Below are 21,954 nucleotides of genomic sequence, written 5' to 3'. Positions count from 1 at the left end.
AACTGGATAAATACGTTAATTTCAATTAGGATAATCTTTTAGATATAAATCATCAAATCTATGTTTGCAAAGGAGGAATATATTGTAAGAAGGGAAAAATTAAGGAAATTGGTGGGTGATGGATTGATCTTATTCCTTGGAAATGAGGAGAGTGGTATTAACTTTGAGCACAACACTTATCCCTATAGGCAGGATAGTTCCTTTATTTATTTTTTTGGGCTTCAAGTACCTGGATTGTATGCAGTAATTGATTTGGATGAGGGTAAGGAGATTATTTTTGGGAATAATTTAACCATAGATGATATAGTTTTTACCGGACCTATTGAATCCTTGGAAGAGCAGGCCCATAAGGTAGGGGTAGCTAGTATATTTCCAATTGGTAGTCTTGATGGTTATATTGGTGAAGCCAAATCCAAGGGGAGGAAGGTCCACTATTTACCGCCATATCGTCCGGAACATATTTTGAAATTGTCCCAGTTGTTGAATTTATCGGCTAAGGAGGTTTCAAAAAAAGTATCTACTGATTTGATAAAGGCCGTAGTAAAACTAAGGTCTATAAAGTCCAACGCGGAGATCTTGGAGATTGAAAAAGCCGTGAACACCACTGTGGAAATGCAGTATAAGGCCATGGAGATCGCTGAAGCGGGTATGACCGAGGCGGATTTGTTCGGTGCGGTTCAAAATATAGCTATGGCCAACGGAAATAACACTTCATTTCCTTCCATAGTAACGATTAACGGTCAAATACTTCATAATCATTTTAGGGGGAATCTCTTAAAAGAGGGTGATATGGTCCTATGCGACTGTGGTGCGGAAAACTTCTCAGGATATGCCGGGGACCTTACTCGTACCTTTCCTGTAAACAAAACCTTTAGTGTTAAACAGAAAGAAATTTATGATATAGTCTATAGTTCTTATAAAACTGCTGCTGGCATGCTCAAGCCCAAACAGTTATTTAGGGATGTGCATCTTGCCGCATGTAAAGAAATCGTACTGGGCCTAATTGATTTAGGGTTAATGAAGGGCGATGCGGATATGGCCGTTGAGGCAGGCGCGCATACCTTGTTTTTTCAATGTGGATTGGGGCATATGATGGGGCTGGATGTCCATGACATGGAGAACTTGGGAGAGCAATATGTTGGGTACACCGATGACCTACATCAGAGTAAGGAATTTGGGTTTAAATCCCTTCGTATGGGCAGGGCCCAGGAAGAAGGAATGGTCTTAACCGTAGAACCGGGAATTTACTTTATTCCCGAACTTATAGCGCTGAGAAAGAGCGAGAATAAATACTTTGAATTTGTCAATTATGACAAATTGGAAGAATACAAAAGCTTTGGCGGAATCCGCGTGGAGGACGATTTCCTAATAACGCAAAATGGTAGCCGATTGTTAGGAGCCAAGCTCCCTACTACTTCTATGGAAATAGAGGATTTTAGAATTTCCAAAACTCGGCTAAGAGTGACTATTGAAGGCTAAATTTTTAACCTTTTAGCAATAAGTTTTTAGATGATAAAATGTATGTAATGTAACTTAATTAGGTGTTTATAAGTTTGGAGCAATGTTTAGCCCTGTTTGTAATTAGTAAGTTTGAATTAGATCACCAAAAACGACATGGTTGCACTTAATATACGGTAAAGTAGTAAGTGAAATTGTGAAATCTAAGCTTGGTTTCCACGGCCGGTGACGTGTTTTTAGCCTTATATGGACTTTTATGGTCGTAGTAAGGTTTTGAAAATAATGAGATAATGAGATATGGTATTAATTAAAAAAAATTAAGGTATGAAATTGATTATTGGTTTGTGTTTATTGTGTTTTTTGGCAGCATTAACATTCCGTTGTAAAGACCGTGAAAGCAAAATGGATAAACAAAATTCGAATTTTTGTAATGATTTGCACAAAATAAATCAGGATTCTTTTAAGAAGCAGATCGATGGAAAGAATACCGACCTTTATATCCTTAAGAATGTAAATAATTTAGAAATAGCTTTTACCAATTACGGTCAGCGGCTAGTGTCACTATTGGTGCCAGATAGATATGGGAAGTTTGATGATGTTGTTTTAGGTTTTTCAGATTTGGATGGTTATAGGAATGCTCAAGAAAAATATTTTGGAGCCACAATAGGGAGATATGCAAATAGAATAGCAAATGCCAAATTTTCTATCGGGGATATGGAATATCAGCTGGCTAGAAATAATGGTGTTAATCATTTACATGGAGGTGAAAAAGGTTTTGAAAGTTTGGTTTGGAACACTAGACAGATTTCAACCAATGAAATTGAATTTGAACGAATTTCGGAAGATGGTGAAGAGGGATATCCAGGGAATCTCCATGTTAAAGTGAATTACACTTTAACAAATTCCAACGAATTGAAAATTGTTTATACAGCAACCACTGATCGAACTACTATAGTTAATTTAACCCATCATTCCTTTTTTAATTTGGCAGGAGAAGGAAATGGAACAATAAATGACCATATTTTAGAAATTAATGCTGATTACTATACCCCAATTGATAAAGGTTTAATTCCAACTGGAAAATTACTTGAGGTTAAAGGTACACCTTTTGATTTTACAAGTGGAAAACCAATAGGTCAGGATTTAAGGGATCAAAATGAGCAATTGTTATTTGGGAATGGGTATGATCACAATTTTGTTCTAAACAAATTCCCTAAAAATGAAGAAGGATTGTTTTTTGCGGCAAGGGTTAAAGAGCCACTAAGTGGTAGGGTAATGGAGGTATATACTAATGAACCAGGTTTACAATTATATAGCGGAAATTTCCTTAATGGAAATGATATAGGAAAGAGTGAGAAAGCGTATGTGCTCAGAGGGGCATTTTGTTTAGAATCACAACATTTTCCGGATTCCCCAAATAAATCAAATTTCCCAAGTACTATTTTAAAGCCTGGAGAAGTTTATACATCCATTTGTGTATATAGATTTTTGTTGGATAAACAGAATATTATAAAGTAGGAATTGACTGCTTAGGAATGGAAAGGGAATTTAACCTCCCTACCCATTCGAATAAAGGGTTAATGCAGTCCAATTTGGATTGAAAGAACCAAGGCTTTATTATTAATGAAAGCCTTGATCCAAAAATTTTCAAAAACCGATTGAAGATCAACAGCACAGTTTATTTAATTTAAAACTTAAATTTTCCTGTATCGTGGTCCGAAATGCTACCTGTAATGAAAAGTCATAACTATGGTTACAAATCAAATTTTATCCCTTGGGCCAATGGCAAATCTGTACTATAATTTACTGTACAGGTCTGTCTTCTCATATAGGCTTTCCAAGAATCGGAACCACTTTCACGGCCACCACCCGTTTCCTTTTCTCCACCAAAGGCTCCTCCGATTTCTGCGCCTGAGGTTCCTATATTAACATTGGCAATTCCACAATCGGAACCCGAGTTGGATAAGAAGGTTTCTGCCTTTCTCATGTTCAGGGTAAATATGGAAGAGGACAATCCTTGGGGTACATTGTTCTGCATGTTAATGGCGTCGTTCAAATCTTTATATGAGGTTACATAAAGAATAGGAGCAAAGGTTTCCTGTTTCATAATGGGCATATCGGGTTCTGCCTTAATAATTGTGGGCATTACGTAACAGCCGGAGGTATATTTTTCTCCATCCAAAACTTGGCCGCCATAAACAAGTTCGCCGCCTTGATTCTGGGCTTTTTTTACCGTATTTAAATAAGCCTGTACTGCTATGGTGTCAATTAATGGCCCAACATGGTTATTTTCATCCAAGGGGTCACCTATACGTATTTGACCATATGCTTGTTTTAATTTCTCCAATAGGGATTCGAATTGACTCTCGTGAACGATCAACCGTCTAGTAGAAGTACAACGCTGTCCAGCGGTACCAACGGCACCAAAAACAATCGCTGGAACAGCGTGATTTAGATCGGCATCTTCAGCTACAATTATGGCATTGTTACCACCTAGTTCCAATATAGATTTCCCCAAACGTCTGCCAACTGTTTCAGCTACGCTCTTTCCCATTTGGGTAGAACCCGTTGCGGATATTAAGGCTATGTTTGGGTCGGAGGACATTAATTTTCCAATAGCGCGATCCCCTATGATTACATTGGAAATTCCCTCCGGAAGGTCGTTCGCTATTAATACCTTTCTGAAAATTTCCTGACAAGCCATTGCAGAAAAAGGAGTTTTTTCAGATGGCTTCCAAATACATACATTTCCACATACCCATGCTAGTGCAGCATTCCATGCCCAAACCGCTACAGGAAAATTAAAGGCGGAAATGATACCTACTACTCCCAATGGGTGCCACTGTTCAAACATTCTATGGCCTGGTCTTTCTGAATGCATTTGCAGACCATACAACTGTCGTGATAGGCCCACGGCAAAATCACAGATGTCGATCATTTCCTGAACTTCTCCATAGCCTTCCTGTAGGCTCTTTCCCATTTCATAACTTACCAATTTTCCCAGGTTTTCCTTTTCCTTTCTAAGAGCATCCCCAAACTGACGTACAATTTCTCCACGGTGGGGTGCCGGCATGGCCTTCCAAATTGGAAATGCAATTTGGGCTTCAGCCATCAGAGTCTCATAATCCTTATTTTCTGCAAGGTTTACCTCACCAATCGATTTGCCATCGACAGGGGATTTAATATATAACTTGTCACCCTTACTTACCCAATTTTTCTGCCCGCTACTGACGCCGTAAAAAGGTGTTTTTAACCCAAGATCTTCAATTACTTTATTCATATTTACACATTATTAGTCTGTTCCCTATACGTACTTTCAAATATTTTGTCGGCGTTGGCCGATTCAAATCCATCCCGCCTTTGTACTCTAGTAAAGTTTATTGTCGTACCATCCTGATACACCGGTAAAGGGAGGCGTTCCGCAAATTCTACATAACTTCCTGCTATTAGCGCTTTCTCCCCGCCACTAAATTCCGCCTCCACCATTTTGGCGATGGTGCTACTTTGCTTTAGAAGTCCATCTTTGCTTGTTTTGATCTTACCTCCAGAAGTGTTCAATTTTATATCTATGGATTCCAAAAACTCATTGAATTTTTCAATGGTATTGTAGGCCTTCGGAAGATCATGAACACTTATGGTGTAATGGTTTAAATAATACCGGTTATAAATTACCCATGCGGCATATTCACTTTCATCCGCTAAGGTGTAATAATCAGCCAATGATGGCATATTCCATAATGGTTTATAAAAAAATTGTCCAACCCGTTTAGTGTCGTCCAGGTCAATATGATCCACTGGGTCTGAAGTAATATTTTGGGTATACTTTTTTATAATTTTCTGAGCCTCTTCTGAAAGTTCGGAGACCCTGAGCTCACTCATAAAAATTCGGGGGTAATGATCCTCTGGAGGTGCGTACCAATAAGCATCCAGTTTTTTTCCTTCGAAATAATAATAGTCCCTTTTTTCGTATCCATAATGCAAAAATATTTTTTCGAATGAGTTTATACCTAAGTTAGGAATGCCCAAGGTCCTAAAGGCTATATGATCATTTACAATTTCATTTTCATCTTGGATAATTCCATGTGAGATCATGGCTTCACTTATTTTTTGCACATCAGGTACACGTTCTCTATAAGGAGTAAACAATGCCTCCAAAATAGTGTCCAAAGCTATATTTCTCTTGGTTTCCATATTAATTATGATTATTAAAAAAACAAATTTAGTTGTACATTTGATTTTAAACAATTCTTATTACTTCATTAATGATAAGTAAAACTAATCAGTTAGAACTTCGTCCTTTACGTTATTTTTTGGTTTTGGCAGAAACTTTGCATTATCGAAAAGCCGCCGATATCCTATTTATTTCTCAGTCGGCACTAAGCCAGCAAATAAAACAATTGGAAGCTATTTTGGGAGTGACACTATTCGAAAGGACAAATAGAAAGGTAGCCCTTAGCAGACCTGGTCAATTATTGGTAAAGGAGGCAGAACTTATTCTTAAACAGTTGGGTGATTCCATGGAGCGCTGGCAGTTGACCCAGGATGGAGTAATGGGGCAATTAAAAATTGGATTCGTAGGTTCGGCCATGCAAATGTATTTACCGTTAATTTTAAAGGAATTTGGAAAGAAATACACTAAAATAAATTTCTATTTGGAGGAACTTACCAATACGGAGCAGATTAGGGCCTTGGAGCATGAACAACTAGACATAGGTTTTATGCGCTCTAATATAGTGTCACCAGATCTTCGAATCAAATCTGTTTATAAGGAAAATTTTTCTTTGGTTTTACCTGAAAATCATTATATAACGAAAGACAATTTTAAACACATGGGACAACTTTCTGAGGAGTCCTTTATTCTTTTTCCCAATGAAAATAGCCCGATGTATTTTCAACAGATTCAGAATTTATGTGCTGATCAAGGGTTTAGCCCCCGCATATCCCACAAGTCCATACACGGACCTACTATTTTTAAGTTGGTGGAAAACGGTATGGGAATTTCCATTGTCCCCAATTCACTTCGTGATGAACATAATTATAAGATTAAATTCTTGGAACTTGACAATGTACCGCATAGGACTGAACTTTTTGCGGCTTGGAAAAAAACTAATACCAACCCTGCCCTGCATTATTTTTTAGAATTGATTTAATTGACCTTGATCAATCTAAGTGAATCATCATTTTTAGCTACAAGGAAGCAAGTATTATTTGAACTCCCTGAACGAATGGCTCTAATTTTCTTTACATCGCCGTCAGTAAAAAGGCCACTTTGGGAATATGGTATGGCAGAAAATAGTGATTTGCTATATCCCTTCAATAGGATACCTATGCTAGCATCATTCCTAGGGGTTTCAACTTCGGTCTGATATAAGTTCCCTGCAACCACAATATCATTTATACCATCGCCATCAAAATCTTGAATAACTATATCATTGATGGCAGACACCTGTGCCTCATTGGGCAAATTATGAATTTTAAACCGAGCATTTCCTAAATTTTCCAGGTATATAGATGCAAATGAACTGACTTTCAGATGTAAGGCCTCTTTCAATTTTTCTTCGTCATATACTTGATCAAGCTTCGCCGAACCAAAACTATCGTAAGTTGGAAATTTCTCTTTAATGAATGGCATTTGCTGGGAAGAACATTCACGCCCTCGTAAGGGAAAAAGGTTTCCCTTGTCGTAATATCCCAAAACTATATCGTTGGTTCCATTATCGTCAAAATCTGTGGAGTACACCTCAAAAGGGGCATCGTGGGAGGCTTTATACTTGGAATTCAATCCCAAGTTGCCCACCACAAAATCCATATCACCATCTGAATCCATATCAAATGCTTCAACACAGTTCCACCACCCTTGACTTTGAGGTAAAACGTCTGGACTTGGTTCCAATCGGCCATTCTTATTTTTGTAAAAGCCGATTCCGGTCCATTCCCCCACCACAATCAAATCTGTTTTGTTGTCTCCGTCATAATCCGTCCATATGGCATCGGTTATCATTCCGGCATATTGTAGGGCAGGTGCCTTTTTTATGGTAACATCTTTGAAAAAACCATTTACATTTTCCAATAGTTTACTGGTTTGGAAGTAAGGATATTTATGTGGAAACATACGGCTGCCCACGAATAGGTCCATATCACCGTCTTCATCAAAATCATAAGGTTTTACCGTACTTCCGCTAATAGTCATTGTGGGTAGTCTATCGTTCGATTTACTAAAATCACCTCCATCATTAATGTATAAACGATCCTGGTACATTCCATTATCGGCTTCCCACTCATTTCCACCACTTACTACATATAAATCCAGGTCTCCATCATTGTCGGCATCAAAAAATTCAGCGTCCACGTCCTCGAATTCCTTGTCTCTATTCCAAGTACTACCCTTCCAAGGGCTGAAAGATCCATTCCCTTCTTGGAGATAAAGAACCCCTTCATATCCTTTTGCTCCCCCTATGAAAAAATCTTCTAAGCCATCGTTATTTACATCTCCTACGGTAAGGCCAGGGCCGAATTGGGACATTTTGTGAGGAAGGAGAATCTCACGGGAAAAGTCATCGTACTCATTTTCAATATGAACATGTTTATGTCCCATTTCTTCAGTGATATCTTTAAAAATAGGCTCTGCACTGTTTTTAGTGTTTGGATCATAGGTTACCGCATTCTTATATTCTACCACTATTTTTTGATTTAGGTGCAGGTTCGTAAATGTTTCACTTTTCCCATCAGGCCATGTAACGATAGCATTTTTTACAATAGCATCTTGGCCCAGGCCGAAATGTAATATCGGCTCCACTGCGGATTGATAGCCTCGTGTTGGGTAGTTCTCGGCCAGTTGAATACCTTTTTCAGTTTCTAACCAAATTTTAGCACCTATACCAAATGGATTTTTGTCATTTCCTTTAAACCGAAATTGAACATAGTTTACGGATGCATTATTTCTTAATACTGTGGCTTCTTCATCTATATTGTTGATTACCAAATCCAAATCGCCATCCAGATCCAGATCTGCATAGGCCGCCCCATTTGAAAAGGTTGGTATATCCACACCCCAATCCTTCATTACTTTTTCAAAAGTTAAGTCGCCCTTGTTTTTGAAAAAATAGTTGTGGGTTTTCCTCTGCGGTGTTTTTTTTACCAACTCCTCTATTACTTTGGCCATATTCTCACCATTTTTTTGGGCCTCCTCCAAGCGTTTTAGTTTGTATTTTCTAAAATCATTGTTCCTAAAATCCCTTTTAAGTCCATTGGATATAAAGAGGTCTTTTAACCCATCATTGTCGAAATCAGCAAAAAGTGGTCCCCAACTCCAATCGGTATTGGACACTCCCGCCAATTGGGCAAGATCTCCAAAAGTTTCATTACCATTGTTCATTTGTAAAGCATTGTACATATACTGGTAATGGAACCCATTATTAACGGCGTGGTGAAAAGCCTTTGGGTTCATTCCGCTCATACTGGTTTTTATTCCATAATTGTCCTCGGCCACCATGTCCAAGGACATAATGTCCAAAAGCCCATCATTATTGAAATCGGCAATATCCGTTCCCATTGAGAAATTTGATGTATGCCCCATAGATTTCTTTAGATTCTCTGAAAATGTACCATCTCCATTATTGTAATAGAGGTAGTCCTGCTCTATATAATCGTTTGCTACATAAATATCAGGCCATCCATCTTGGTTTAAATCTCCTAGGGAAACACCCAGTCCAAATCCCATTGAATTATTTAAAATACCAGCCTCGCTGGAAATATCTGTAAATTTGCCATTATCGTTTCGGTATAATCGGTCACCGGACAATGGATTATCTTCTTTCTTGAATTTTTCTGGATTATCTGTATTAATAGGGGTTACGTTGTGGTTCAACAAAAACATATCCAAGTCTCCATCTTTATCGAAATCAAAAAAAGCAGCTTGGGTACTATAACCCGAAAAATTGAGTCCATATTCCTGAGCTTCTTCCTTAAAAGAGCCATTCTTGTTGTTTATGAACAAGAGATTTTCCCTATTTTCAGCCTTTCCTTTTCCAGATTTGCATACATAAATATCCAACCAGCCATCGGCGTTCACATCGGCCATGGTAACACCGGTTGTCCACCCAAAGGAACCTTCAACCTTTGCCGTTTTGGTAATATCTTCAAATTGAAAATGTCCATTGTTTTTATATAGCTTATTTTCTTTGAGATTGGAAGTGAAATAGATATCTGGCAAGCCGTCATTGTCAATATCTCCTATAGCGACACCACCTCCGTTATAAAAATACTCATAGACCATACTGTTCATGGCGCTACTTTCAGGTATTTCGTTTATAAAGTTTATTCCCGTTTCCATTGAGTACATGACTGTAAACAAGGTCGTTTCCCCAATATGTAGGTCTCCTGATTTACTTTCACCCACATTTTTACAAGACTGTAATACAAAAACTACCGACAGTAAAATATAGAATTTTGAATTATTTAAATATAGATTCATCTTGAATGGGCTTTAATTACAGTAATAAATGTAAACACCTAAAGATAATTAAACCTTTAGGCGCTTACGTCAAAAAAACTAACTCAAATAAAACATCTTTTTGTCTTCGCTACCAGCCTGTATTTTGGTTAAGGTTTGAATTGATATTCAATTCTTGCAAGGGGATTGGATATACAATATGCTTATCTGTAAAATTTTCTGCAAATGGTTTGTTGTGATTTTCTAATGTGGCCTTTATTGATTCTGTAGCAGTGCTTCCTCTTTGCCATCTATATAAATCAAACCAACGTATACCATATTCCATAGATAGTTCAACTGGCCGCTCATGGTGTCTAATTTGATTTCTTAACTCATCCTTTGTCATACTTTCTAATTCTACGGCACCACCCCTAGCTCGTACTAAATTTACTTGATCTAGAGCTAACGAAGTCTTATCATTTTCGTTTAAGGCTTCGGCATACATTAGTAACACATCGGCATACCTGATTATTGAGATATTTGTTCCGTTATAGAAATTGGTATCTGCATTGACAGAATATTTTTTAAAATACTTGGGATGATCTAAGCTACCTGAAACATCACCATACTTAACATTTTCACCACCATCTATGCTGTACATTTCTGATAGTGGGTCATCAAAGAAAATGCTTTCTAAAACACGATTACTGGGATTTCCGTTCTCATCGATATCAGTTTTCATTTCATCTACCAGCCATTGGGATGGATAAAAGAGCTCCCAGCCACCGAAAAGATATGGGGCTACTTCGAAATTAAAAACTTGACGTTCATCATTTCCGTTAGATTGATCTCCTGATTGTTGTACTTCAAATATACTTTCACTTCCGTTTTCACCCTTACCATTAAAATTGTCCTCATAATTAGGTAATAATGCATATCCCATAGAAGTAACTTCTTCAAATGTTGTTTCTGCCATACCCCATTTCTCTTGAAAAAGATATGTCTTTCCCAATAATGCCTTTGCGGCACCTTTGGTAGCCCTACCTTTCCATTCGGAAGAATGTGTGGACAATAAGTGTGGTTCAGCTTCTATTAAATCCTTTTCTATCTGTAACCAAATTTCAGAAGCAGTAGCTTGGCTTGGGAATAGATTGTCTAATTCATCACTATATGTTGTAATTAAGGGTACATTTTCGAATCCGGTCACTAACCAAAAATAGAAATAGGCTCTCAAAAACTTAGCTTCTGCGATTATTAAATCCTTGGTTGACTGGGATAATGTTTCCATAGCTGGAACTCTATCTAAGATTTGATTTGCACGTCCAATACCTGCATAGCTCGATTTCCATATGCTGTATGGCCCACTTTCTTCTGTTGTATTAGTAAAGCTAGACAATGAACGACCATAGGTTTCACCTGAATTGTTCAATATATCATCACCTCTATAAGCCATAGTAACGTACATCTCTTCAAAGAAATTCCATTTGCTTCCACTGGAACTTTGAATTGCCCCATAAGCGGCAATTAAGGCTTGCATGGCATGATCTTCGGAATGCCAAAAACTTGATTCTGTTAAGAGCTCTTGATTCTCAACATTAATAAAATCATCATTGCAAGAGTAAAAAAAGCCAAGAGTAAAAACTAACAGTATTATATATCTTATTTTTTTCATAATATTATTTTTTATAGAGATAAGTTTACGCCCAATATTAATGACTTTGACAACGGATAAAATCCTCTGTCAACACCTTTGGAAAAAGTTCCATTTGTTCCTAATGCGGGATCGAATCCTGAATATTTGGTGATTGTAAATACATTATTCGCAGTAATATAAAAACGAACTTTGGACAATTTGAATTTCTGCACGATATCCGGAGTTAATGAATATCCAATTTGTACATTTTTTAATCTAAAATAGGAGCCGTCTTCCAAAAAGAAATTTGAAGATCGAATATTGTTATTTGGGTCCCCAAATACATTTCGAGGAATTTTGCTATCAGTGTTTTGAGGCGTCCAAGCATTAACCAAATCTGCAGACATATTCTGTCTGTCAGTTCTATATAAAAATAAATTTACACCATTAAAAATTTTGTTGCCTTGAGTTCCTTGAAAGAATAAGCTAAGATCAAAATTTTTATAAGCCGTATTAAATGTAAGTCCATATTCAAAATCAGGATTTCCACTTCCCATGAATTCCTTATCATCATCACCTAAAGTACCATCGCCACTTAAATCTGCAAATCGAGCGTCGCCAGGAACGGCATTTGGTTGAATGGCATGGGCATCTATTTCTGCTTGATTTTGGAATATACCCTCATGACGGAACAAATAGAAACGGCCAATTTCACTTCCTACTTCTGTTCGGGTAGTGGGGAAGTTTAGGTATTCGACATATCCATCGGTAAAAGATTCATTGGCAACACCTAATTTTGTCACCTTATTTTTTGAACTACTAATATTGGCTGTAATATCAAAAGTTAACGCTTTATCCATAGGACTGTTATATGTAGTTGATATGCCCCATCCTTTATTTGTTAGGCTGCCCCCATTAGTTAAAGGGAAGTTTGTAATTCCTGATGTCGAAGGAATTGGAACATTCACTAGCATATCAGTGGTTTTTGATACAAAATAGTCGAAGGTTGTTTTAATACTATTGTTTAAAAATCCTAAATCAACACCTATATTCGTCGTTTCAGTTTCTTCCCATTTGATATCGGGAGTAGGTAAGGATGTGGCAATCGCTCCAACCAAAACACTTTGACTTATTCCTTCACCAAAGGGATAATTTAATTGTGGACCTCCGGTGTCTATTCTGGCCAAGAATAAGTGTTCTCCAATCAATTGATTTCCTAAAGTTCCGTAACTAAATCTTGGTTTTAGCTGGGTAATAAATTCTGATTGAAAAAAATCTTCATTATGAGTTGCCCAACCTAATGACACGGAGTAAAAATTTCCATATTTATTTACAGATGCAAAACGTGATGACCCATCTCTTCTTATACTTGTTTGTAAAAAGTATTTATTTTTATAGTCATATGTTAGACGACTAAAATAGGATTGCAATGTATTTGTTGAATTGAGACCATAAGAAGATTCATCACCTATACCCGCGCTTAAAGCTTTTAATTGATCAGAAGACAATCGAGAATTTCTTCCGCCAACGGATTTAAATTCACTTTTCTCCCTGGAAATCCCTAATAATAAATCAATATCGTGATTGCCAAATGTTTTGTGATAATTTAAGGTATTTGCTAAAGTCCAATCAGTTGTTCTTGATCTTTCTTCAGACAAAATGGTGTTTTCATTAATTGCTTGTGGACCAAAATTGTAAGTTGGTAAAAAAGATGAAAAATGCGTATTCTCGACATTAGCTCCATATTGAAAATTGTAGGTTAACCCCTCCATTATTTTCAAAGCGGCGGACAAATTAAACTGCATATAATCGTCCTGTTCTAAACGATCGTTCAGCTCGGTTTCTCCAATTGGATTTCCTGAACCCAAACCTGATTCTGGGGTTGCAAATCCATTGGCCGTATTGTTGTCGTAAATTAACTTGTGTGGCAATTGTTGATAAACGTATAAAAATGGGGAAAAACTGGCGTTGCCGTTACCGGTTAATTCAAAAATACCCCTGGTGTTTTCTCGGGTGTAACTCAATCCAGGTGAAATTTTAAGACGGTCGTCCAATAGGTTGAAATCCATGTTTAAACGAGTGCTTAGCCGATTAAAATTCGTGTTGATTACTGTCCCAGTATTTTCAAAATATCCAGACGAAAAATTATAGGTAGCCTTGTCGGTCCCTCCAGAGATACTAATATCATGTTTTTGCTCTAGGGCATTATCTAAATAAGCATCTACCCAATCAGAATCAGGGTATTGCGTACCATTGGTTAAATAAGGTGCTGGCAATACCCCAGCGTTAGTATAAGCATCCAGTTTTATTTGATTATGCTGGTCTCTATTGGCTATGTTTATGTTCTTTTTTACAGATTGAGCACTTAAATATGAACTGACAGATACTTTGGGATCCCCACTTTTACCTCTTTTAGTTGTAACAATAACAACGCCATTGGATGCTCTTGAGCCATAGATGGTTGCAGCAGATGCATCTTTTAGTATACTTATGTTAGCTATATCAGCAGGGTTTAAATAGGATAAATCTCCGGGAATTCCATCAATAACAAATAGTGGGTTATTGTTTCCTATAGTTCCCAATCCCCTAATTCGTATTACAGGTTCACTACCTGGTGCTCCAGAAGCGGTAGTAACATTTACTCCGGCTACTTGGCCTTGCAATGATGATGCAATATTTGAGGTGGGTATTTTTTGCAGCTCGGCAACATCAACTGATGCTATCGCTGCGGTTATTTCTTCTCTCTTTTGAGATCCATAACCTACCAAGACCACCTCGTCTAAACTTTGTGCGTCCTCTTCAAGAACTACATTGATTTCAGTTTGATTGCCTACAACAACTTCTTTGGTTACAAAACCAAGATACCTAAATATTAGAGTAGTTTCAGAACCGTCCACATCGATGGAGTAATTACCGTCAAAGTCGGACTGTACCCCAAGGGCTTGATTTTCTTTTAATGTAACAGAGGCGCCAGGAAGTGGTGTCCCATCCATGTCTGTAATAGTTCCGGTTACCTTTTTTTCCTGAGAAAAGGATTTAGTGGTGAACCCAAATGAGACAAACATTAAAAGGAATAATAACAGACATCTAAGATGACATTTTTGAATTTTCGATTGTTTTTTTTTCATATTAAATGGTTTTAGTTAGCCGTATGCTCACATTGTTAAATACAGTATGAGTTTAATTGTCTTCAAATATTGTTTTATTGTCGAACAAAACCTCATAAATCACCTTTACTTGACCTTTACAGTGTCCATATTGGCCCCATTTTTTTGGTGATCACTAACAATTACATGAAAATTTGAATTGCAAAAAAAATACCCTGGTTGCATTAGAAGGAAAATCTAATACTTCGGTAAATGTCTATTAGGAAATAATACAAAAGCCGTTGGAAGGATGGAGTATGATTTTTTTAATCAGAAAGATTAAATGTTTTCAAGAAAACTAACAAGACTATCTTTTTTGTTGATGTTTAGTTTTTTTCTTAATCGATGCCTACTTATTTCTACAGAATTTAAAGAAATGTTGTTAATATTTGCTATTTCTTTTGAACTGAGCTTAAGCTTTACTTGAACAGCTAGTTGAATATCTTTATCGGTGAGGTGAGGGTATTTTTCTTTAATTCTAAATAGAAAATCACTTTGTAGCGTTTCAACATTTGTATGAAACCTTTGTATATCTTCGTTAATATCAAACTTAAAGGAGTATTCTTTTATGAGTGCATTAATATCCTTTTTTAATTGATTTATATCAGTAGACTTTAAACTTTTAAAAGAATTTGTAAGGTCCTTGTAAATGGATGTTCTTTGGGATATAAACAACGCTAGATTTGTTAGTTCCTTCATGCGGAATTCCAATTTGTGTTCGAGATTTTCTTGCAAAAGGGATTGTGTTTTTAATTTTTCTAATGACAGTTTTTGACTTTGTTGATAAATCGCTTTCTTCTTTTTAATATTATTCCACAATGATGCTATGATTAGAATTGCTATTATAACTAATAATAGTGAGCCGATAACTAACGATTTTCTTTTTTGGGCTTCTAAATTTCTCTGCTGTTCCAATAGCTTAATTTCCGATAATCTTTTTTCATCCTCGTAACGAATCCTCATATCAGTCAGTTTTTCGCTTTTATTGTTCGAAAAAATCTCTGAATATCCTTCTGAATATTTTTTATAATAATTTAAGGCCTCTTTATAATCTTGTTTTGACAAAAAATAATCGGACATAATTCTATCATTTTCAACTATCCACTCCTTATTGTCCATTATACCAGCCATAATTGATTTGGATTCTTTTAATTGCCGGTAACATATGTCAAAATTGCCTAATACCAAATTTACGATTGCAAGTTCATTCAGTATATGTACCTTATTTTGATCGTCGTTAATTTGAGTTGAAATATCCAACGAAGATTCTAAATATGTTTTGGCCGAGTCAGGTTCATTTATTTTGCGATAGCAGATACCCATGTTCTTCATAGTCTCTGCGATCCGGTCCTTATTGTTGAACTCTTTTTTTAAATTTAGGGAAGTTTTGAAAAATGATAATGCCAAATTACAATCTCCCTTGCGTTCATGGATTAACCCCAAACTGTTATAGCTGTATGCGATTCGTTGTCTGTCGCCTATTTTTTCGTGAATTTTTAAAGCTTCCGTATGGTATTCTAGAGCCTTGTCGAAATACCCAATATCGAAATATAACCATCCTAAAGTACGTAAGGTAAAAGCCAGATCATAAAGGTTGTTCAAACCTTTCCTGATCTCCAATGATTGCAGGCCATATTGTAATGCCTTATCGTAAAAATCATTGAACAGATATCCTTGGCAAAGATTAATAAGGGCTAAGCCTTCTTGGTCCTTGTCATTGACATCCTTTGATAACTGTAAAGCCTTATAGGCGTATTCTATTGTTTTGTTGGGATCTATGGACCAATAGATTTCAGCAACTCTGTTTAGTAAAGGTATTTTTACCTTACCGCTTGTGTAAGGTAAAATAGTTAACAGGCTATCTAATTCTATTTGGGAGTCGCTCGGATTTTCATCCCATATGTTGGTTTGGGAATGCACAGTAGTACCTATAAGTAGAAGTATAATTAAAATAGGTTTTATCAATTTTTCCATGTGCTAGGATTTATAAATAAAAAGAACTGGGTTTATTACTAAAGGTGGTTGAAAGAATTATGCTATTTACAAATATCTAAATTATAAGATAATCTCCTTTTTAATAAAGTCCAAATAATGGGACCAGTAAAGGTCAAGTAAAGGTAGTTTTTGGGTTATTGAGGAAAAATAATTGAAAATTTGCTCTAATTTTTTGTGAGAAAATTAATGACAGGATAAGAAAGGAAAACTTCCAACAAAGAAAATATGCATTTATATAAAATGGTTAAGAATATTATGGTACTGGTATTGGGTGTTAGCTGTTATAGTTCAATAGGGCAAGTCAGCACTGATGGCAAAAGCAATTATCTAAACTTTAGTGAAGATATTTTGGATTTCCATTTTACTCCAAAGGATTCTGTTGACAGGTCTGGTTTAATGTTTTCAGACCAGGGATCGTGGTTCGCATATAGTTATTCTGATTCGATAGGAACTATGACAGATTTTTCCGGGCCTTTTCTAATGACACAGCAAAATGGCGTTTGGTCAAGTAAATCCTTAGCATCAATTAAAATTGCTATAGGCAGTAATCTCATTAATTTTAAAAAGGAAAACATAATAGAGCAGAAAAGCTATTCAAGCCATTTGGAACAAACTTTTTATGCAGATGGGGTTGAATTAAAAGAAACACTTTTGTTTTTAAACGGTCATACTGCTCTGATTAAATATGAGTTTACAAATATGAACCAACGCATCATTCAATTAACATATCATTGGAAAAATGAACCTTTATTGACTAATAGTTTAAAGTTGTCTTCCCAAAGAAATGTTCTCAAAATAAGTTCAAACATAAGTACTGCTTTGGGGGTCATTACTTTTCCAAAATCTACAATTATCAATAATTTGGAAAAAGGTTTTTCTACTGAACTTCAAGTATTGGAACTCAAACCCAACCAAACCAAAGAAGTTGTAATCGCACAAACATTTATTTTTCCAGAATACTCTTGGGAGGAAGAAAAGAAGATAATAAATATTTTGGATTTTGATTCAATTTTTAATACTCGGAAACAAGAAAAAAACAATGAACTAAAAACACTAATTGAAAACAGTAAGCCACAGTTTAAGGATAATAAATATGCTAGAGTATTGGCCAAGGCCCAACTTACGCTTCAAAACAATTGGCGGATAGCCGCTGGGGAACTAAACCATCAGGGATTGTTTCCGAGTTATCATTATGAATGGTTCCATGGATTTTGGTCATGGGATTCCTGGAAGCACGCTGCGGGCCTTTCCCGATTCGCCCCTGAGCTCGCGAAGGATCAAATAAGGGCGATGTTCGATTATCAGGCGGACGACGGATTTATTTTGGATTGCATCTATAGGGATACAACTATAGAAAACCACAATTACAGGGATACCAAGCCACCTTTGGCCGCATGGGCTGTAGTCCAAATTCTGCAGAAGGACAGAGATATTAATTTTGCTAAAGAAATGTACCCCCAGCTGATAAAGTACCATAATTGGTGGTATGCCAAACGGGACCATGACCAGGATGGTTTATGTGAATATGGATCTACGGACGGTACCGTGTTGGCTGCCAAATGGGAAAGTGGAATGGACAATGCCATACGTTTTGATTCCTCTGAAATTTTAAAAAATTCGGAAGGGGCATATTCCCTGAATCAAGAAAGTGTAGACTTGAATGCCTATTTATATGCTGAAAAATTGTATTTGGCCTATTTGGCCGAGAGATTAGGTAAAAAAGCGGAGTCAGATGAACTTAAATCCAATGCTAAGAAGTTGAAACGGTTGGTTCAGGACCAATTTTATGACAAGGAGGAAGGATGGTTTTACGATACCAATTTAGAGGGTACCCAATTTATAAAGGGTGCTGGAAGTGAAGGTTGGACTGCCTTATGGGCGAAGGCTGCTTCCCCTGAACAAGCGGAAGCTGTAAAAACCAAGATGATGGATGAACAAAAGTTTTTCTCCAAAGTCCCTTTTCAGACCATGTCCATAGACCACCCTAAATTTGACCCTCTAAATGGGTATTGGCGTGGACCAAACTGGCTAGATCAGGCCTATTTCGGAATAAAGGGACTTCGGAATTACGGATATGATCTGGAAGCGGACAAGGCTACAATCCAAATAATGGAAGGTGCTGATGGACTTTTGGAAAAAGGAAAATCCATTAGGGAAAATTATCATCCGATCACAGGGGAGGGTAGGGAGGCCCATAACTTTAGTTGGAGTGCGGCACATATTATATTGATGTTGACTGAGGACTAAAAAAAATATCAATGGAATATAGCAAGATTATAATAACTGCAGATCAGGCCATAAAAATTGCCGCTGAAAGCTTTAATATTCAAGGTAGTGCAAAAACACTTCCCGGGGAGATCGATTTTAATTTTAAGATCGATGCATCTGATGGACAGCAGTATATCTTGAAAGTCTCCCGACCTGACGAGAACGAGGATTATTTGGACTTTCAGCAGAAATTGCTTCTCTACGCCAGCGAACACGCCAAGGATCTAACGTCTCCTCAGGTCGTTCCGGATAAAAATGGAAGTTTGATTTCGGAAACTAAGGACGCATCAGGTCGTATTAGGAAAGTGCGCTTGTTGTCTTGGATAGCCGGCAGGGTCTGGAGTGGGGTGAACCCCCAATTGGACAATCTTCGCTTCAGCTTGGGAGCACATTGTGGAAGGCTAACAGCTGCCTTGCAGGGTTTTGATCATCCCCAGGCCCATCGGGAATTCGTCTGGGACATAAGCCAGGGAAATTGGACCACAGAATATCTTGACTTTTTTAAGAATGGGGACAAAGAAGTCATCTCCCATTTTCAGGATCAATTTAAAGAGGCACTGCCCCGTTATTCCCAGTTGCGCAAGGCAGTGGTACATAATGACGCCAACGATAATAATGTAATCGTTTCCCAAGACCTTATCGATCCCAAAGTGGTCACTGCCATAGATTTCGGGGATTCGGTATATACGCAGATTGTTAACGACCTGGCCGTGGCCTGCGCCTATGCCATTATGCACCATAATGATCCCCTAAAGGCAGCTTTGCCTATTGTTAAGGGCTATCATAATTCTTTCCCCTTAGAGGAAAAGGAGTTGGAACATTTGTATACCGCCATTGCCATGCGTTTGGTGATATCGGTAACCAAATCGGCCATCAATAAGAAGAAGGAACCGGACAATACCTATCTTTTGATCAGTGAAAAACCGGCATGGGAGTTATTGCGGAAATGGAAGGATATCAATGCCGATTTTGCACACTATAGTTTTAGGGAGACCTGTGGGTATACCGCCCATCCCTCTGAGGAAAAATTCAGGGTTTGGTCACAAGGCAAAACCTTTTCGCTGGATAGGCTTTTCCCTGATAAGGGCTATAATGAAGTCCATGCCCTGGATCTGAGCGTTTCCAGTAAATGGTTGGGGCATGAAAAGGACTTTAACGACCTGGATTATTTTCAATATAAACTCAACAAGTTGCAGGGGGAATATCCTTCCAAAATATTGGCCGGAGGGTATCTGGAACCCAGACCCATTTATACCACCTCCTCCTATGATAAAATAGGAAATAATGGGAGGGAGAGCAGAAGTATTCATTTGGGAGTGGATTTTTGGTTGCCGGCCAGTACTGCCGTGCATGCACTTTTTGATGGGGAAGTGGTTACGGCTGTAAATGATGAGGGGGACAAGGAATACGGTGGATTGGTGATATTGAAACATCTGGTGGAGGGGCTGGAGTTTTATACGCTTTACGGACATTTAACAGTGGCTAGTGCTACTAGCCATGCAATTGGAACTATCATAAAATCGGGCGATGTTATTGGGGTTTTGGGGAATTGGCCTGAGAACGGTAATTGGGCCCCACATCTGCATTTTCAGATTATGCTGTCCATGCTGCAGTATAAGATCGATTATCCAGGAGTAGCGTATCACGACCAGATTGCCGTATGGAAGAGCCTATGTCCAGATCCCAATCTTTTGTTTAAAACCAAGGGATTGGAGAGAAGGCAAGCCATCTCCAATGCAGACATCCAGGAATTTAGAAAACAACATTTGGGCAAAAGTTTAAGCCTGCAGTACAAGGTGCCCATTAAAATGGTACGGGGGGCAGGACAGTACCTAATGGACCAATACGGAAGAAAATACTTGGATACCGTAAACAATGTGGCCCATGTGGGGCACGAACATCCAGCGGTAGTAAGGGCAGGGCAGGAGCAAATGGCCTTGATCAATACCAATAGTCGCTATCTGCATGAAAACATCAATGAGTTGGCCAAAGAACTGTTGGAGACCCTACCTCAGGAATTAAGTGTACTCCATTTTGTGAATTCGGGAAGTGAGGCCAATGAGTTGGCCATCCGTATGCTAAAAGCGGCCACCGGTGAACGGGACATTATAGCCTCTGAGGTGGGCTACCATGGCAATACCAATATGTGCATCGATATCAGTTCTTACAAATTTGATGGCAAAGGAGGCAAGGGCGCCCCTGAACACACCCATATTTTTCCCCTTCCCGATGCCTTTAGGGGAAAATTTCGCGGAGAAAGTACAGGCGGGCTATATGCAGAGGAGGTGAAGGGGCAAATAGATAGGATTCATGCAAAGGGCAGGGGAGTAGGCGGTTTTATCATAGAGCCAATCATTAGCTGTGGGGGGCAGATAGAATTACCGGAAGGATTCTTGGCCAAGGCCTATCAATACGTGAAGGAAGCGGGCGGACTCTGTATCTCTGATGAGGTGCAAGTGGGTTGCGGTCGTATGGGCAGTACCTTTTGGGGCTTCCAATTGCACGGGGTAATTCCCGATATCGTTACCATAGGGAAACCGCTTGGCAACGGGCATCCCTTGGCTGCGGTGGCCTGTACCCAGGAAGTTGCGGAAAAATTTGCCAATGGTATGGAGTATTTCAACACTTTTGGGGGCAATCCGGTCTCCTGTGCCATTGGTGCCGAGGTTCTAAGGGTGGTAAAACGGGAGAAGCTACAGGCACATGCCTTGGCGGTGGGGACCTATTTGAAGCAGCAGTTAAATAAGCTTTCAAAGGATTTCCCAATTATTGGGGATGTAAGGGGGCAGGGTCTATTCTTGGGGATAGAGTTGGTGGATGAAAAAATGGAGCCTTTGGCGGCCCAGACCGATTATTTGGCCAACCGAATGAAAGATCACGGTATCCTTATGAGCACCGATGGACCTGACCACAATGTTCTTAAAATTAAACCCCCTCTGGTCTTTTCCCAGGAAAATGCCGAGGAACTTATTTTTTATCTCAAGGGAATCCTTGCTGAAGATTTTATGTTAACCTATTAATTT

Annotated in this window: 11 protein-coding genes; 5 read left to right on the top strand and 6 right to left on the bottom strand. The window is 38.1% G+C overall.

Annotated features, from left to right (window positions below; translation table 11 throughout):
* The first annotated feature begins 60 nt into the window (after positions 1-60).
* Positions 61-1,479 carry an aminopeptidase P family protein gene (locus QSE00_RS10685; RefSeq protein WP_286105936.1) on the top strand — a complete coding sequence of 473 codons (1,419 nt, stop codon included), beginning with the start codon at positions 61-63 and terminating at the stop codon, positions 1,477-1,479.
* 303 nt (positions 1,480-1,782) lie between these two features.
* Entirely contained in the window at positions 1,783-2,976 is a 1,194-nt protein-coding gene (locus tag QSE00_RS10680; protein ID WP_459076839.1) for an aldose epimerase family protein, read from the top strand.
* 235 nt (positions 2,977-3,211) lie between these two features.
* On the opposite strand, the gene amaB is transcribed toward QSE00_RS10680, so the two are convergent.
* Together amaB and QSE00_RS10670 are read right to left on the bottom strand one after the other, a co-directional pair.
* Positions 3,212-4,738, bottom strand: a complete 1,527-nt coding sequence (gene amaB / locus QSE00_RS10675) for an L-piperidine-6-carboxylate dehydrogenase (protein WP_286105935.1) — start codon at positions 4,736-4,738, stop codon at positions 3,212-3,214.
* Positions 4,739-4,740: 2 nt separating this feature from the next.
* Positions 4,741-5,649 carry a DUF1338 domain-containing protein gene (locus QSE00_RS10670; protein ID WP_286105934.1) on the bottom strand — a complete coding sequence of 303 codons (909 nt, stop codon included), beginning with the start codon at positions 5,647-5,649 and terminating at the stop codon, positions 4,741-4,743.
* A gap of 71 nt (positions 5,650-5,720) precedes the next feature.
* Between QSE00_RS10670 and QSE00_RS10665 the strand changes: the two genes are divergently transcribed.
* Positions 5,721-6,608, top strand: coding sequence for a LysR family transcriptional regulator (locus tag QSE00_RS10665; RefSeq protein ID WP_286105933.1), 888 nt, complete (start codon positions 5,721-5,723; stop codon positions 6,606-6,608).
* On the opposite strand, the gene QSE00_RS10660 is transcribed toward QSE00_RS10665, so the two are convergent.
* From QSE00_RS10660 to QSE00_RS10645, 4 genes are all read right to left on the bottom strand, one after another.
* The gene (locus QSE00_RS10660; RefSeq protein ID WP_286105932.1) at positions 6,605-9,931 is read right to left on the bottom strand and encodes a VCBS repeat-containing protein; all 3,327 of its coding nucleotides are present in this window, start codon (positions 9,929-9,931) and stop codon (positions 6,605-6,607) included. The two genes, QSE00_RS10665 and QSE00_RS10660, sit on opposite strands and share 4 nt — an antisense overlap.
* Positions 9,932-10,040: 109 nt before the next feature.
* Positions 10,041-11,561 (bottom strand): RagB/SusD family nutrient uptake outer membrane protein, encoded by a 1,521-nt coding sequence (locus QSE00_RS10655; RefSeq protein ID WP_286105931.1) that lies wholly within the window; start codon positions 11,559-11,561, stop codon positions 10,041-10,043.
* Between the two features lie 11 nt (positions 11,562-11,572).
* Complete coding sequence (locus QSE00_RS10650) at positions 11,573-14,650, bottom strand: SusC/RagA family TonB-linked outer membrane protein (RefSeq protein WP_286105930.1); 3,078 nt, start codon at positions 14,648-14,650, stop codon at positions 11,573-11,575.
* Positions 14,651-14,947: 297 nt separating this feature from the next.
* Entirely contained in the window at positions 14,948-16,642 is a 1,695-nt protein-coding gene (locus tag QSE00_RS10645; RefSeq protein ID WP_286105929.1) for a transcriptional regulator, read from the bottom strand.
* A 246-nt stretch (positions 16,643-16,888) separates the two neighbouring features.
* Between QSE00_RS10645 and QSE00_RS10640 the strand changes: the two genes are divergently transcribed.
* Positions 16,889-18,910 (top strand): MGH1-like glycoside hydrolase domain-containing protein, encoded by a 2,022-nt coding sequence (locus tag QSE00_RS10640; RefSeq protein ID WP_286105928.1) that lies wholly within the window; start codon positions 16,889-16,891, stop codon positions 18,908-18,910.
* 11 nt (positions 18,911-18,921) lie between these two features.
* Entirely contained in the window at positions 18,922-21,951 is a 3,030-nt protein-coding gene (locus QSE00_RS10635) for an aminotransferase class III-fold pyridoxal phosphate-dependent enzyme (RefSeq protein WP_286105927.1), read from the top strand.
* Positions 21,952-21,954: the final 3 nt, after the last annotated feature.

The sequence above is a fragment of the Arenibacter flavimaris genome (assembly GCF_030291335.1).
GTDB lineage: Bacteria > Bacteroidota > Bacteroidia > Flavobacteriales > Flavobacteriaceae > Arenibacter.
This window is presented reverse-complemented; position numbering and strand designations above follow the sequence as displayed.

What these genes read in the sequence shown, in the direction of transcription:
- QSE00_RS10685 (WP_286105936.1), top strand. Translation starts at nt 61, where the DNA reads ATGTTTGCAAAGGAGGAATATATTGTAAGAAGGGAAAAATTAAGGAAA.
- QSE00_RS10680 (WP_459076839.1), top strand. Translation starts at nt 1,783, where the DNA reads ATGAAATTGATTATTGGTTTGTGTTTATTGTGTTTTTTGGCAGCATTA.
- amaB (WP_286105935.1), bottom strand. Translation starts at nt 4,738, where the DNA reads ATGAATAAAGTAATTGAAGATCTTGGGTTAAAAACACCTTTTTACGGC.
- QSE00_RS10670 (WP_286105934.1), bottom strand. Translation starts at nt 5,649, where the DNA reads ATGGAAACCAAGAGAAATATAGCTTTGGACACTATTTTGGAGGCATTG.
- QSE00_RS10665 (WP_286105933.1), top strand. Translation starts at nt 5,721, where the DNA reads ATGATAAGTAAAACTAATCAGTTAGAACTTCGTCCTTTACGTTATTTT.
- QSE00_RS10660 (WP_286105932.1), bottom strand. Translation starts at nt 9,931, where the DNA reads ATGAATCTATATTTAAATAATTCAAAATTCTATATTTTACTGTCGGTA.
- QSE00_RS10655 (WP_286105931.1), bottom strand. Translation starts at nt 11,561, where the DNA reads ATGAAAAAAATAAGATATATAATACTGTTAGTTTTTACTCTTGGCTTT.
- QSE00_RS10650 (WP_286105930.1), bottom strand. Translation starts at nt 14,650, where the DNA reads ATGAAAAAAAAACAATCGAAAATTCAAAAATGTCATCTTAGATGTCTG.
- QSE00_RS10645 (WP_286105929.1), bottom strand. Translation starts at nt 16,642, where the DNA reads ATGGAAAAATTGATAAAACCTATTTTAATTATACTTCTACTTATAGGT.
- QSE00_RS10640 (WP_286105928.1), top strand. Translation starts at nt 16,889, where the DNA reads ATGCATTTATATAAAATGGTTAAGAATATTATGGTACTGGTATTGGGT.
- QSE00_RS10635 (WP_286105927.1), top strand. Translation starts at nt 18,922, where the DNA reads ATGGAATATAGCAAGATTATAATAACTGCAGATCAGGCCATAAAAATT.